This is a genomic window from Microbacterium sp. NPDC079176 (genome assembly GCF_040686675.1).
Lineage (GTDB): Bacteria > Actinomycetota > Actinomycetes > Actinomycetales > Microbacteriaceae > Microbacterium.
This window is the reverse complement of record NZ_JBFBLM010000001.1, coordinates 735706-748217: the sequence shown is the minus strand read 5'-3', so window position 1 is coordinate 748217 and position 12512 is coordinate 735706. Positions and strand designations below refer to the sequence as shown.

Annotated in this window: 11 protein-coding genes; 7 read left to right on the top strand and 4 right to left on the bottom strand. The window is 68.3% G+C overall.

From position 1 onward, the window contains the following. Positions 1-73 precede the first annotated feature (73 nt). Entirely contained in the window at positions 74-484 is a 411-nt protein-coding gene (locus tag AB0P11_RS03560; RefSeq protein WP_363519799.1) for a VOC family protein, read from the top strand. Positions 485-489: 5 nt separating this feature from the next. Here AB0P11_RS03560 and thrC read toward each other — a convergent pair whose 3' ends face one another. Beyond that, positions 490-1893 carry a threonine synthase gene (gene thrC, locus AB0P11_RS03555; RefSeq protein WP_363519796.1) on the bottom strand — a complete coding sequence of 468 codons (1404 nt, stop codon included), beginning with the start codon at positions 1891-1893 and terminating at the stop codon, positions 490-492. 178 nt (positions 1894-2071) lie between these two features. Between thrC and AB0P11_RS03550 the strand changes: the two genes are divergently transcribed. From AB0P11_RS03550 to treZ, 4 genes are read left to right on the top strand one after another with little or no spacing between them, the layout of a single operon-like run. Beyond that, positions 2072-2356, top strand: a complete 285-nt coding sequence (locus AB0P11_RS03550; protein ID WP_053098820.1) for a hypothetical protein — start codon at positions 2072-2074, stop codon at positions 2354-2356. Then, entirely contained in the window at positions 2353-4563 is a 2211-nt protein-coding gene (glgX, locus tag AB0P11_RS03545; protein WP_363519793.1) for a glycogen debranching protein GlgX, read from the top strand. The genes AB0P11_RS03550 and glgX overlap by 4 nt, the downstream gene beginning before the upstream one ends. After that, positions 4560-6908 (top strand): malto-oligosyltrehalose synthase, encoded by a 2349-nt coding sequence (gene treY, locus AB0P11_RS03540; protein WP_363519790.1) that lies wholly within the window; start codon positions 4560-4562, stop codon positions 6906-6908. Before glgX ends, treY begins: the two co-directional genes overlap by 4 nt. After that, entirely contained in the window at positions 6905-8662 is a 1758-nt protein-coding gene (treZ, locus tag AB0P11_RS03535; RefSeq protein ID WP_363519787.1) for a malto-oligosyltrehalose trehalohydrolase, read from the top strand. Before treY ends, treZ begins: the two co-directional genes overlap by 4 nt. Positions 8663-8678: 16 nt before the next feature. Here the strand turns inward: treZ and AB0P11_RS03530 are convergent, their stop codons facing one another. Continuing rightward, entirely contained in the window at positions 8679-9149 is a 471-nt protein-coding gene (locus tag AB0P11_RS03530; protein ID WP_363519785.1) for a GNAT family N-acetyltransferase, read from the bottom strand. 121 nt (positions 9150-9270) lie between these two features. Here AB0P11_RS03530 and AB0P11_RS03525 point away from each other — a divergent pair, with 121 nt between their 5' ends. Together AB0P11_RS03525 and AB0P11_RS03520 are read left to right on the top strand one after the other, a co-directional pair. After that, complete coding sequence (locus tag AB0P11_RS03525) at positions 9271-9606, top strand: helix-turn-helix domain-containing protein (RefSeq protein WP_053099385.1); 336 nt, start codon at positions 9271-9273, stop codon at positions 9604-9606. After that, entirely contained in the window at positions 9606-10334 is a 729-nt protein-coding gene (locus tag AB0P11_RS03520) for a cation transporter (protein ID WP_363519782.1), read from the top strand. Before AB0P11_RS03525 ends, AB0P11_RS03520 begins: the two co-directional genes overlap by 1 nt. Positions 10335-10540: 206 nt before the next feature. On the opposite strand, the gene AB0P11_RS03515 is transcribed toward AB0P11_RS03520, so the two are convergent. Then, positions 10541-11143 (bottom strand): response regulator transcription factor, encoded by a 603-nt coding sequence (locus AB0P11_RS03515; protein ID WP_053098815.1) that lies wholly within the window; start codon positions 11141-11143, stop codon positions 10541-10543. Next, positions 11140-12360, bottom strand: coding sequence for a histidine kinase (locus AB0P11_RS03510; protein ID WP_056277026.1), 1221 nt, complete (start codon positions 12358-12360; stop codon positions 11140-11142). Before AB0P11_RS03510 ends, AB0P11_RS03515 begins: the two co-directional genes overlap by 4 nt. Between the last annotated feature and the right edge of the window lie 152 nt (positions 12361-12512).

Below are 12512 nucleotides of genomic sequence, written 5' to 3'. Positions count from 1 at the left end.
TGTCCGACCCCCGGCGCAGAATGAGCCGCAGCGGGACCGACGGCGGCCCCGCCTGACAAGGCTGGGGTCAGTCATGGCCAATCTCAATCCCTATCTCTCGTTCCGCACCGAGGCGCGACAGGCGATGGAGTTCTATCAGGGCGTGCTCGGCGGTGATCTCGAGATCAACGTGTTCGGCGAGTTCCCCGACATGGTCCAGAACCCGGATCAGCACGATCTCGTGATGCATGCGCAGCTCACGACGCCGGACGGCCTGGTGCTCATGGCCTCAGACACCCCCGACGGCATCCCGTTCGAGCCGCCCCAGGGATTCTCGGTCTCGCTCAGCGGCAACTCGCAGGAGAAGACGCAACAGGTCTGGGACGCCCTGTCCGACGGTGCGGCGATCACCATGCCGCTCGACACCCCGCCGTGGGGCGGCACGTTCGGAATGCTCGTCGATCGTTTCGGAGTGCCCTGGATGCTGCACGGCGACCCCGATTGAGTCGCTCAGCGCAGGGCTTCGGCCTCGATGAACGCTCGGAGCTCGTGCTCGTCGTCGGCCATCTCGGTCCTGCGCTGCGGAGCGTCGAGCATCGCGCGCAGCTCTGAGGAGTACTCGAGCTCGACGCCGATCGCCTCGCAGATCGTCTCGGCGAACTTCTGCGGCTTCGCCGTCTCGAGCACCAGCATGGGCACGCCGGGCTCGACGTTCTCGCGAGCGACCTTGACACCGTCGGCGGTGTGCGGGTCGATGATGTCCCCCGTCGCCTCATAGACGGACCTGATCGTCGCGAGCCTGTCGTCGTGCGTCGAGGTGCCGCTGACGATGCCGAACTCCTCGACGAAACGCGCCAGATCGGAGGTGAAATCGAAGAAACCCTGGGTGTCGAGCTCCTGCCAGGCCTTCACGACGCGGCTCGCGTCACGACCCACGAGTTCGAAGATGAAGCGCTCGAGGTTCGACGCCTTCGAGATGTCCATCGACGGGCTCGAGGTGGCGAGCGTCTGCGCGGCGCTCCGCGGCCGGTAGACGCCGGTGCGGAAGAACTCGTCGAGCACGTTGTTCTCGTTGGCGGCGAGCACGAGGCGACGGATGGGCAGCCCCATCTCCTTCGCGAAGAACCCCGAGAGGATGTTGCCGAAGTTTCCGGACGGCACCGTGAACGACACCTCGGTCCATCCCCCGGCGTCCGTCGCGCGCAGCCACGCCCAGAAGTAGTAGACGACCTGGGCGGTGATGCGGGCGAGGTTGATCGAGTTGACCGCACCGAGGTGCTGAGCGCGCTTGAAGTCGAGGTCGCCGGCGAGGGACTTGACGAGGTTCTGGCAATCGTCGAACACGCCGTCGACGACGATGTTGTGGATGTTGTCATCGTCGAGCGAGAACATCTGCGCGCGCTGGAACGCGCTCATGCGCCCCTTCGGGGACAGCATGAACACCGAGATGCGGTCCTTGCCGCGAAGAGCGTGCTCGGCAGCCGAGCCGGTGTCTCCCGAGGTCGCGCCGAGGATGTTGAGGACAGAGCCCTTGCGCTCGAGCGCGTACTCGACGACCTGCCCGAGGAACTGCATGGCCATGTCCTTGAAAGCGAGGGTCGGCCCCTCGGAGAGGCCCACCAGGGTGAGATCGTCGCCGATCGACCGCAGGGGCACGACCTCTTCAGGGAACGGCTCGTAGGCGGCCTCCGTCATGCGGGCGAGATCGGCCCGCGGGATGTCCGTGGCGAAGAGACCGAGCACCTCGGTGGCGAGCTGCGGATACGTCAGGGCACGCCAGCGCTCGAGCGTCTCTCCGTCGACCGTGGGCATCGTCTCGGGGACGGCCAGTCCTCCGTCGGGCGCGAGCCCCTCGAGCAGGGTCTCGCAGTACGGCAGCGGCTGCATGCCGCCTCGGGTGGAGATGTACTGCACGGGAGCTCCTCGGTTCGGGATCGGCACGGGGCTTCCATTGTCGCAGGTGGGCGCGGGGTGATTTCACGATCAGGACGCGCGTCTCACGACATAGCGCGTTCATCGCGCGGAGGCAATGGTGTTCCGCTGTGAACTCGTATCTCTTAGCGTGGACCCCATCAACAGAACAGGAGCCCTCATGACTGCGAAGACCCATACCGCGCATGACCACAAGCCCGCGGACGGCCAGGCTCCCACGACAGCCTCGACGCCGGCCGAACCCCTCTACGAGCGTGTCGACCTCGATCGCTACGTCGTGCTGCACGACGGCCCCGTCGGATACGTCGAGCACGTGCATCCTGTCTTCGTCTGCTACGTCGGCCACCCTTACCCTCACGCCGACGAGATCGCTCAGGTGCATGACTTCCACGACGCGGTGAGGACTGTCCTGCACCGCGCCGTCTCGAAGCGGCGCGCTCAGTGAGCCACGAGGTCTGGCCCGGTTCCCCCTACCCGCTCGGCGCGACCTTCGACGGCCAGGGCACGAACTTCGCCCTGTTCAGCGAGGGCGCCGAGAAGGTCGAACTGTGTCTGTTCGACGACGACGGCAACGAGGAGCGCGTCCAGCTCGAAGAGGTCGACGCGTTCGTCTGGCACGGCTACCTGCCCTCCGTGCAGCCCGGACAGCTCTACGGATACCGCGTGCACGGACCGTACGACCCCGCGCAGGGAAAGCGATTCAACCCGAACAAGCTCCTCCTCGACCCGTACGCGAAATCCGTGGCCGGCCGGGTCGACTGGGGGCAGCCCCTGTTCGGCTACGACTTCGGCGACCCCGATTCCCGCAACGATGAAGACTCCGCCGCGACGATGGTCAAGGGCGTCGTCGTGAACCCGTTCTTCGAGTGGGCGGGCGACCGACTGCCCAAGACCCCTTACGCACAGAGCGTGATCTACGAGGCGCACGTCAAGGGACTGACCGAGCTGCACCCGGACATCCCCGAGGAGCTGCGGGGCACGTATGCGGCCATCGGCCACCCGTCGGTCATCGAGCACCTGGTGCACCTCGGCGTCACCGCGATCGAGCTGATGCCGGTGCATCAGTTCGTCTATGACTCGACCCTCGAGGAGAAGGGCCTCACGAACTACTGGGGCTACAACACGCTCGCCTTCTTCGCGCCGCACAACGACTACTCCTCCAGCGGGCAGCACGGTCAGCAGGTGCAGGAGTTCAAGGCCATGGTGCGCGCACTGCACTCGGCGGGGATCGAGGTCATCCTCGACGTGGTCTACAACCACACCGCCGAGGGCAACCACATGGGGCCGATGCTGTCGATGCGGGGCATCGACAACGAGGCGTACTACCGCCTCGAAGAGGACCGTCGCTACTACACCGACTACACGGGCACGGGCAACAGCCTCAACGCCGGCAACCCGCACGCGCTGCAGCTGATCATGGACTCGCTGCGGTACTGGGTCACGGAGATGCATGTCGACGGCTTCCGCTTCGATCTCGCCTCGACTCTCGCGCGCGAGTTCTACGACGTCGACCGTCTCGCGGCCTTCTTCGAGCTGGTGCAGCAGGATCCGATCGTCTCGCAGGTGAAGCTCATCGCCGAGCCGTGGGATGTGGGCCCCGGCGGATACCAGGTCGGCAACTTCCCTCCGCAGTGGACGGAGTGGAACGGCAAGTACCGCGACACCGTGCGCGACTTCTGGCGCGGTGAGCCGCAGGCGCTCGGCGAGTTCGCATCGCGTCTCACCGGTTCCGCCGACCTGTACGAGCACTCCGGTCGGCGTCCCGTGGCGTCGATCAACTTCGTCACCGCTCACGACGGCTTCACGCTGCGCGACCTCGTGTCGTACAACGAGAAGCACAACGAGGCCAACGGCGAGGACAACAACGACGGCGAATCCCACAACCGCTCGAGCAACAACGGCGTCGAGGGGCCCACCGACGACGAGACGATCAACCGCGTCCGCGCCCGACAGCAGCGCAACTTCCTCGCGACACTGCTGCTGTCGCAGGGAGTGCCGATGATCGCGCACGGCGACGAGCTCGGTCGCACCCAGGACGGCAACAACAACGGTTACGCGCAGGACAACGAGCTCACCTGGGTCGATTGGGAGGCGGCGGATCGTCCTCTCGTCGAGTTCACGGCAGCGGTGGCGAGACTGCGCCGCATGCACCCGACGTTCCGCCGCAGCCGGTTCTTCGACGGCCGGCCGGTGCGGTCGGAGGACGGCGAACGAGTGCCGGATGTGGTCTGGCTGCGACCCGACGGCCGCCGGATGGAGCCCGAGGACTGGGATTCCGGATTCGGTCTCGCGATCGGCATGTTCTTGAACGGACAGGGCATCCGCGAGAAGGACCGCCGTGGACAGCCGGTGACGGATCAGAACTTCCTCGTCTACTTCCACAGCGGGACGGAGGCTATCGACGCCGTGCTCCCCGACGAGCGCCACGGGCGTGCGTGGGAGGTCGCCGTCGACACCGCCGGCGACCGTGCCGGAGGCGACGCGATCGACGCCGGCGCTCCGGTGACCCTCGAAGCCAACTCGATGCTGGTGCTGCGCGAAGTCGATCAGACCGAGGTGCCGACGGACGACTCCGTCGAGGCCTCGCTGCGCATCCAGACCGAGCGCGCCGAAGCTCCGTCACCCGCCCCGACCCCGGAGCTGCCTCGATGACCCACCGCCCGCTCTCGACCTATCGTCTGCAGATCCGAGCGGGTTTCACGCTCGACGACGCGGCATCGATCACGGAGTACCTCACCGAGCTGGGTGCCTCGTGGGCGTACCTCTCACCGCTGCTCGCGGCCGTGCCGGGGTCGGACCACGGCTACGACGTCGTCGATCATTCCCGGGTCGACGATGCCCGCGGTGGCCCCGAGGGGCTCGAGCGCTTCTCCGCCGCGGCCCGCTCAGCGGGGCTCGGGGTCCTCGTCGACATCGTCCCGAACCACGTCGGCGTGGCCGTCCCGCGCGCGAACCTCTGGTGGTGGGATCTGCTGCGGCTCGGGCGCTCATCGCGCCATGCGCTGGCATTCGACGTCGACCCGCGACTGTCCGACGGACGGGTGCGACTGCCGATCCTCGGGTCGTCGCTCGCGGAGGTGCTGTCAGCCGATGAGATCGTCGTCGACACGACCCCGGCCGACGATGCCCCCGACGGAACGCTGTCGTACTTCGACCACGTGCTTCCCCTGGCACCGGGATCGGGAGAGCTCGCAGACGATCTGCCTGCCCTCCTCGACGCCCAGCACTACGAGCTGCGGTTCTGGGAGGACCAGAACACCGACCTCGACTACCGTCGGTTCTTCGCCGTGTCCGAGCTCGCCGGCATCCGCGTCGAGATCCCGGATGTCTTCGAGGAGTCGCACCGCGAGATCGCCCGGTGGATCACCGACGGTCTGGCCGACGGACTCCGCGTCGACCATCCCGACGGGCTGACGGATCCCGGCGAGTACCTCGAGCGACTCGCCGACATCACCGGCGGCGCGTACACGGTCGTCGAGAAGATCCTCGAACCGGGTGAGCAGCTGCCGTCCTGGTGGCGCACCGACGGCACGACCGGCTACGACGCGATGGGCGAGATCGACCGCGTGCTGATCGACGGCGACGGAGTCGCAGCCCTCGACCTCCTCGACTCGCGGCTGCGGGACGAGACCGGTCTGCCGGCCGCGAAGTCCTGGGCCGACCTGATCCACTCCACGAAGCGGATGATCGCCGACGACCTCCTGCAGTCCGAGGTGCGACGCCTCGTCAGGGCTCTGCCGTTCGGCGTGGTCGGCGCCGAGGACGCGCTCGCCGAGATCGTGGCGAGCTTCCCGGTCTACCGGTCCTACCTCCCGGCGGGACGCGAGCATCTGCAGCACGCGATCGACGACGCCGCACGGCGCCGCCCCGACCTCGCGGGATCGTTCGCCGAGCTGACACCCCTGCTGCTCGACACCTCGCTCGAGGTCTCGCAACGCTTTCCGCAGGTGACGGGAGCGGTGATGGCCAAGGGCGTGGAGGACACCGCGTTCTACCGCCACACCCGCCTCGGCACCCTCACCGAGGTCGGCGGCGATCCCTCGATCGCCTCCGTCTCGGTCGACGAGTTCCATGACGCCCAGCAGGCGCGGCTCGCGTCGTGGCCGTACTCGCTCACCGCTATGTCGACCCATGACACCAAGCGATCCGAGGACGTCCGTGCGCGTCTGTCGGTGCTCTCCGAGATTCCGGACCGCTGGGCGCAGGTGCTGACCGAGCTCCGTGCCGTCGCCTCGACAGGACACGGGCCACTCGATTCCCTTCTCTGGCAGGCCGCGGTCGGAGCATGGCCGATCTCGTCGGAGCGCCTGCTCGCCTACGGGCTGAAGGCCGCGCGCGAGGCTGCGGAATCGACCGGATGGCAGCATCCGGACCTCGAGTTCGAGAAGGGCGTCGAAGCGATCGCCGAGGCGGCGAACGGGCGGGCTCGACCGATCCTCGAGGGATTCGTCGGCGAGATCGTCGACTCCGGTCGGGTCAACTCGCTGTCCGCGAAGCTCCTGCAGCTCGCAGCCCCCGGTGTGCCCGACGTCTACCAGGGCACCGAACTGTGGGACCACTCGCTCGTCGACCCCGACAACCGGCGGCCGGTCGATTTCGCAGCGCGTTCGGCGATGCTGGGTCGACTCGATGCCGACGTCTCTCGCGGCATCCTTCCTCCCATCGACGACTCGGGCCTCGCGAAGATGCTCGTCACGTCGCGCACGTTGCGTCTGCGCCGGGACAACCCCGAGCTCTTCTACCGGTATCGCCCGGGCGGTGTCGCCGGTGAGGCGTCGGATCATGTGGTCGCGGCGGACCGGGGCGGTGTGCTGGCGGTGGCGTCGCGTCTGCCCGTCGGACTCGAGCGCCGCGGCGGATGGGGCGACACCGTGCTGCTGCGCCGCGAACTGCCGGCGACGGACGCGATCACCGGTCGCCGCTTCGGCCGCGGTCCGATCCGGCTGGCCGACCTGCTCGACACGTATCCGGTCGCGCTGCTGGTGGACGAGCGATGATCTCGGTCTGGGCTCCCCGCGCCGACAGCGTGCGGCTGCGTCGTCTGACACCCGCGTGCACCACGATCTCGGAGCACGACCTCACGACGGCTGATGACGGTTCGGGATGGTGGAGCACCGATGTGGCGATGTCCGAGGGCGAGCGCTATGGCTTCCTCCTCGGCGACAGCACCGACCTGCGCCCTGATCCGCGGTCGCTGCGGCAGCCGCGGGGCGTGCACGGGCCCTCGGCTCTCTTCGATCCGGCCCGCTTCGAGTGGACCGACGGGGACTGGCGCGGTGCGCCGCTCGACGGTGGCGTGATCTACGAGCTGCACGTCGGGACATTCACACCGGACGGCACGCTCGACGCGCTCATCGGGCATCTCGATCACCTCGTCGAACTCGGCATCACGCATGTCGAGCTGCTCCCGGTCAACGCGTTCAGCGGCGACTGGAACTGGGGTTACGACGGCGTGCTCTGGTACGCCGTGCATGAGGGGTACGGCGGACCCGCCGCATACCAGCGGTTCGTCGACGCCGCCCACTCACGCGGCATCGCGGTGATCCAGGACGTCGTCTACAACCACCTCGGACCCAGCGGCAACTACCTGCCCGAGTTCGGTCCGTATCTGCGCGAGGGCCGGCACACGGCGTGGGGCGACTCGGTGAACCTCGACGAGCCGGCCGTGCGCGAGTACATCATCGAGAACGCGCTGATGTGGCTCCGTGACTTCCACGTCGACGGGCTGCGGCTCGACGCCGTGCACGCACTGCACGACGAGAGCACCCCGCACCTCCTGCACGAGCTGTCCGAGCGCGTAGATGCGCTCGCTCGCGAGGTCGATCGCCCGCTGAGCCTGATCGCCGAGTCGGATCTGAACGACCCGGTCATGGTCCTCTCCCACGAGGAGGGAGGGAACGGCCTCACCGCGCAGTGGTCAGACGACTGGCATCACGCGGTGCACGTCGCGCTCACCGGCGAGACCGACGGGTACTACGCCGACTTCGCCGCGCCGGACGCGCTGGCGAAGGTCACTCAGACCGGGTTCTTCCACGACGGGACGTACTCGTCGTTCCGCGGGCGCACGCACGGCGCGCCGCTGCCGCCGAGCGTCCCTGCCTGGCGACTGGTCACATTCGCGCAGGACCACGACCAGATCGGCAACCGTGCAGCGGGAGATCGGCTGACCGCTTCGCTCTCCTCCGATCGACTCGCCGTCGCCGCGGTTCTCACTCTGACCGCACCGGGCACCCCCATGCTGTTCATGGGTGAGGAGTGGGCTGCGTCCACCCCGTGGCAGTTCTTCACCTCGCACAAGGAACCGGAGCTCGCGAAAGCCACCGCGGAGGGGCGGATCGCGGAGTTCGCGCGCATGGGGTGGGACCCGGCCGCCGTGCCCGACCCACAGGACCCGGCTACGTTCGAGCGATCGCGGCTGGACTGGAGCGAGCTCGCATCGGCATCGCACGCCCGCATCTTCGATCTGTATCGACGCCTGATCGCCCTGCGGCGCGAGGTGCCCGAGTTGACCGATCCCGAGATGTCGCACAACCACGTCATCGTGTCGAAGACGGAGGGCGCACCAGAGAACCGGGCCTACCGGATCGAACGAGGCGAGGTGTCGGTGCTCGTGAATCTCGCCGAGCAGGAGGTGGAGTTCGATCTCGCCCCCGACTCGCGGATACTGCTGGAGACGGCGCCCGTTCGGACGATCGCGCGGACCGTCGTGCTCGCACCCGAGTCCGCGGCGATCGTCGCACCTGCGCGCTGATCGCCTTTCGGCCAGGTCAGAGAGACTTGGCGAAGCACAGGGACAGACCGCTGCCGATGTAGTGGCCGAACAGCGGGATCGGTCCGTAGCCCTCGCGTTCGTAGAAGCGCACGGCATCCGGCTGAGCGGTGCCCGTCTCGAGCACGAGGGACCGGATGCCGAGCAGGCGCGCTTCTCTCTCGAGTGCGCGCAGCAGCGCCACAGCCGCGCCCGTCCCGCGCGCGGAGGGAGCCGCGTACATCCGCTTGATCTCTGCGACGTCGGTTCCGAGCACGGCCGGATCGAGGGGTCGGAGACCGCCGCATACGATGGCGAGCCCGCTCTTCTCTCGTGCGACGAGGAAGACGGGCACGTCGTCCGCGGAGGGGATGACGCCCGGCTCATGGTCGTCGCTGCCGTACCGCGCATCGAGTTCGCTGCGCTGCGCGGCCCTGAGCCGCTCCGCATCCGGATGCGACCATGTCACCCGCTCGACCGTCACTCCCATGTCGCCCTCTCGATCCGATGTCGCCGCCCGATTCACGGTACCGAGCGAAGATGTCGGGGATGTTGCCGCGCGTCACCATAGATTCACGATTCTCTTAATTCACGCTTTTCTGTACAGTTGCATCGTGACCCTCGCCGCCTCGCCCACCCATACCGCCGCCGTCGCCCGCCTGGGTCATGCCCTGTCGGACTCGACGCGCGCAGCCATCCTGCTGGCGCTTCGAGCGGCGCCGGCGTACCCGTCCGACATCGCGGACGAGCTCGGGGTCAGCCGACAGCTCCTGTCGAACCATCTCGCGTGCCTTCGAGGATGCGGGCTCGTCGAAAGCGTCCAGGACGGACGCCGCAGCCGCTACGCGCTCGCCGACCCGCATCTCGCGACCGCGCTCGACGAGCTCATGCGCATCACGCTGATCGTCGAACCGGACTGCTGCGACGGCGAAGGATGCAGCTGCTGATGTCGACGAGCACTCTCACCGCCGAACGGCGCGCGACTCTGCACCGCCGCATCCGCCTCATCGTGGCGTTCACGATCGTCTACAACGTGATCGAGGCGGCCGTCGCGATCGCCGCAGGGTCAGTCGCATCGTCGGCCGCGCTGATCGGGTTCGGGCTCGACTCGAGCATCGAGGTGCTCTCGGCAGCGGCCGTGGCCTGGCAGTTCACGCGACGCGACCCCGAGCGCTGGGAGACGCCCACCCTCCGTGTCATCGCCGTCGCGTTCTTCGCTCTCGCGGCCTATGTCGTCACGTCGTCGGTGCTGTCGCTGCTCGGCGGTGATCGGCCGGAGCACAGCACGGTCGGTCTCGTGCTGACCGCGGTCAGTGTGATCGTGATGCCGCTCGTGTCGTTCGCCGAGCGACGCGCCGGCCTCGAGGTCGGGTCGACCACGGCCGTCGCCGACTCGAAGCAGACGCTGATCTGCAGCTACCTCTCGGCCGCCGTGCTCATCGGACTCGGCGTCAACAGCCTGTTCGGGTGGTGGTGGGCGGATGCCGTCGCCGGCCTCGTCATCGCGGTCTTCGCGGTACGCGAGGGTCTCGAAGCCTGGAAGGGCGACGCCTGTGCCACTTCGATCGGCATGATCCTCGAGGACGAGCACGAGCACCACGACCACGACCACGACCACGACCACGACCACGTGCACGACGACCACCGTCACGACGACGCGCGTCACATGCACTGACGACCACGGAGTTCCAGAAAGAATTCCCGCCCGCGTCACTTTCCGTCGAGTTCGGGGTCTTGCATACGAGACCTGAAGTCGGCCTGGGGGGATACGAGCCGGTTTCGGGTCTGAGCCGCACTCTCCCCTTTGAGCGGCTCGCGGGTGGGGCAACTCCCACGGCCCCACCCGCCCTTCCGGGCTTCACGGGTCAGGCGTCCGCGCAGTCAGATCCAGCCGCGCTCCTCGGCCATCAGCACCGCCTGCTGGCGGGTGCCGACCGACAGCTTCGCGAGCACCGCCGAGATGTGGTTGCGCACCGTGCCGGGCGCGAGCGAGAGGGTCCTGGCGATCTGGGTCGTCGTCTCACCGCGGCGCCCGGCGCGGAGCACGTCCAGCTCCCGATCCGTGAGGGGCGACCGTTCGTCGCTCAGCGCGTCGGCCGCGATCTCAGGGTCGACGTAGCGGGCACCCGCGGCGACCCTGCGGATGACATCGGCGACCTGATCCGCTCCTCGTGACTTCGGCAGGAAGCCCGCGACACCCGATGCGAGAGCCCGCCGAAGCACCCCGGGACGCGCGTGACGGGTGACCACCACGCAGCGCGTGACGATGGCTCGGTTCAATCGCTCCGCGACCTCCACACCGTCGAGACCGGGCATCTCGAGATCGAGCAGGCACACGTCGGGCGTCAGAGCGAGCGCAGCAGCGAGCGCCTGCTCACCGTCGGCGCACTCGGCGACCACCTCGATGTCTCCTTCCAGACGCAACAGGGCGGCGAGCGCCGAACGGATCATCCCCTCATCGTCAGCGAGGAGCACACGGATCATCGGCTCTGCCCATCTGCGGTCGACACATCGGATCGCGGAACCGTCACCGAGACGATGAACTCGTCGGCATCCTCCCGGATCTCCAGGGTTCCTCCCGCCTCCGAGATCCGGCGCCGCACTCCGTCGAGGCCCGACCCGACGGGGTGTGTCGCCACGCCGGTCACCACATCGTTCGCGACCTCGTAGCGCCACCCGTCGTCGACCCTGCGAAGGTCGAGCCGAGCCCGTCGCCCGGCCCCGTGCCTCAGGACGTTCGTGGTCGTCTCCCTGATGACGGGACCGAGAGCCGATGACGGCGCCTCATCGGCGTCGGGTGCGATGTCGGCCTCGACGGAGAGTCCGGCCGCGGCGAGAAGGTCTCGGGCATTCGCCACCTCGTCACCCAGCGGCACCGAGCGGAAGCGCGTCGCCAGATCTCGGGTCCCCTGCCTGGCTTCGTCGACGCTGACCCTCGCGGCCCGGAGCTGCTCGAGAGCGGCGTCGGGATCGATCCTCATCAGGCGCTCGGCCAGTTCGAGCTGCAACGCGATCACCTGCAGGTGGTGCCCCTGGAGGTCGTGCACGTCGGTCGCCACGCGCAGACGCTCCTGCGTCGCGGCGAGGCGGGCCTCCGACGCCCTCGCACGATCGACGGTGACCAGCACATCCCACCACCACAGCGAGCTCACCGACATCGCCGGGATGAGGATCGCGTACAGCGCAGGGATCCAGCCGGGGAGCGCGATCTCGGTCGCGCCCCGAGCGGCGTCGGCGACGGCGACGAGCACGAGCACCACGGTGGTCAGGACGACCATCCGCAGGCGCACCCCCTTGGGCCAGTTGAGCAGCAGCACCGACTGAGCGATGGGCATGAGCGCGAGCAGCCAGCTGTCGAGCACGAGGCCGCCCGCGATCCCGTAGCCGACCGCGATGAGCAGCGGAAGGGCGATGCGCGTCCACGCGATGCCCGGCTCGGCATCCAGCCGGTGGCGATAGTCCGCGAGCAGCACGATGGTGGAGCCCCACCAGAGCAGGCCGCCCACGCCGACGACGAACGCCGCCGTCGCATCGCCGGGCACGGCGAGCGCCTGCAGCGTCCAGACCAGCACCAGGAAGAGCTCGAGGAAGGCCACGGCCGACACCGTGTACCACCAGGTCGCGGTGATGCCTCGGGCGAGCTGGCGGGCTCCCGGGGGTGGGTCGTCGGCAGGATCGACGACCGGAGAAGTGCTGCGCATGCCCCCACGATACGGGCGTGACACATGTCATGGATGCCGCGGGCGAACCACCCGGAAAGCAGTGACGGTTCGGCACTGCCGCAGCGCGACGCCAGACGGTGGACTGGATGCATCGCGACGGAGACACCGTCGCTCAGACCGGCAGGAGCCAC

Excerpts from the sequence above, each read along its gene's own strand:
- AB0P11_RS03560 (WP_363519799.1), top strand. The coding sequence starts at position 74 with ATGGCCAATCTCAATCCCTATCTCTCGTTCCGCACCGAGGCGCGACAG.
- AB0P11_RS03550 (WP_053098820.1), top strand. The coding sequence starts at position 2,072 with ATGACTGCGAAGACCCATACCGCGCATGACCACAAGCCCGCGGACGGC.
- treY (WP_363519790.1), top strand. The coding sequence starts at position 4,560 with ATGACCCACCGCCCGCTCTCGACCTATCGTCTGCAGATCCGAGCGGGT.
- treZ (WP_363519787.1), top strand. The coding sequence starts at position 6,905 with ATGATCTCGGTCTGGGCTCCCCGCGCCGACAGCGTGCGGCTGCGTCGT.
- AB0P11_RS03530 (WP_363519785.1), bottom strand. The coding sequence starts at position 9,149 with ATGGGAGTGACGGTCGAGCGGGTGACATGGTCGCATCCGGATGCGGAG.
- AB0P11_RS03520 (WP_363519782.1), top strand. The coding sequence starts at position 9,606 with ATGTCGACGAGCACTCTCACCGCCGAACGGCGCGCGACTCTGCACCGC.
- AB0P11_RS03515 (WP_053098815.1), bottom strand. The coding sequence starts at position 11,143 with ATGATCCGTGTGCTCCTCGCTGACGATGAGGGGATGATCCGTTCGGCG.
- AB0P11_RS03510 (WP_056277026.1), bottom strand. The coding sequence starts at position 12,360 with ATGCGCAGCACTTCTCCGGTCGTCGATCCTGCCGACGACCCACCCCCG.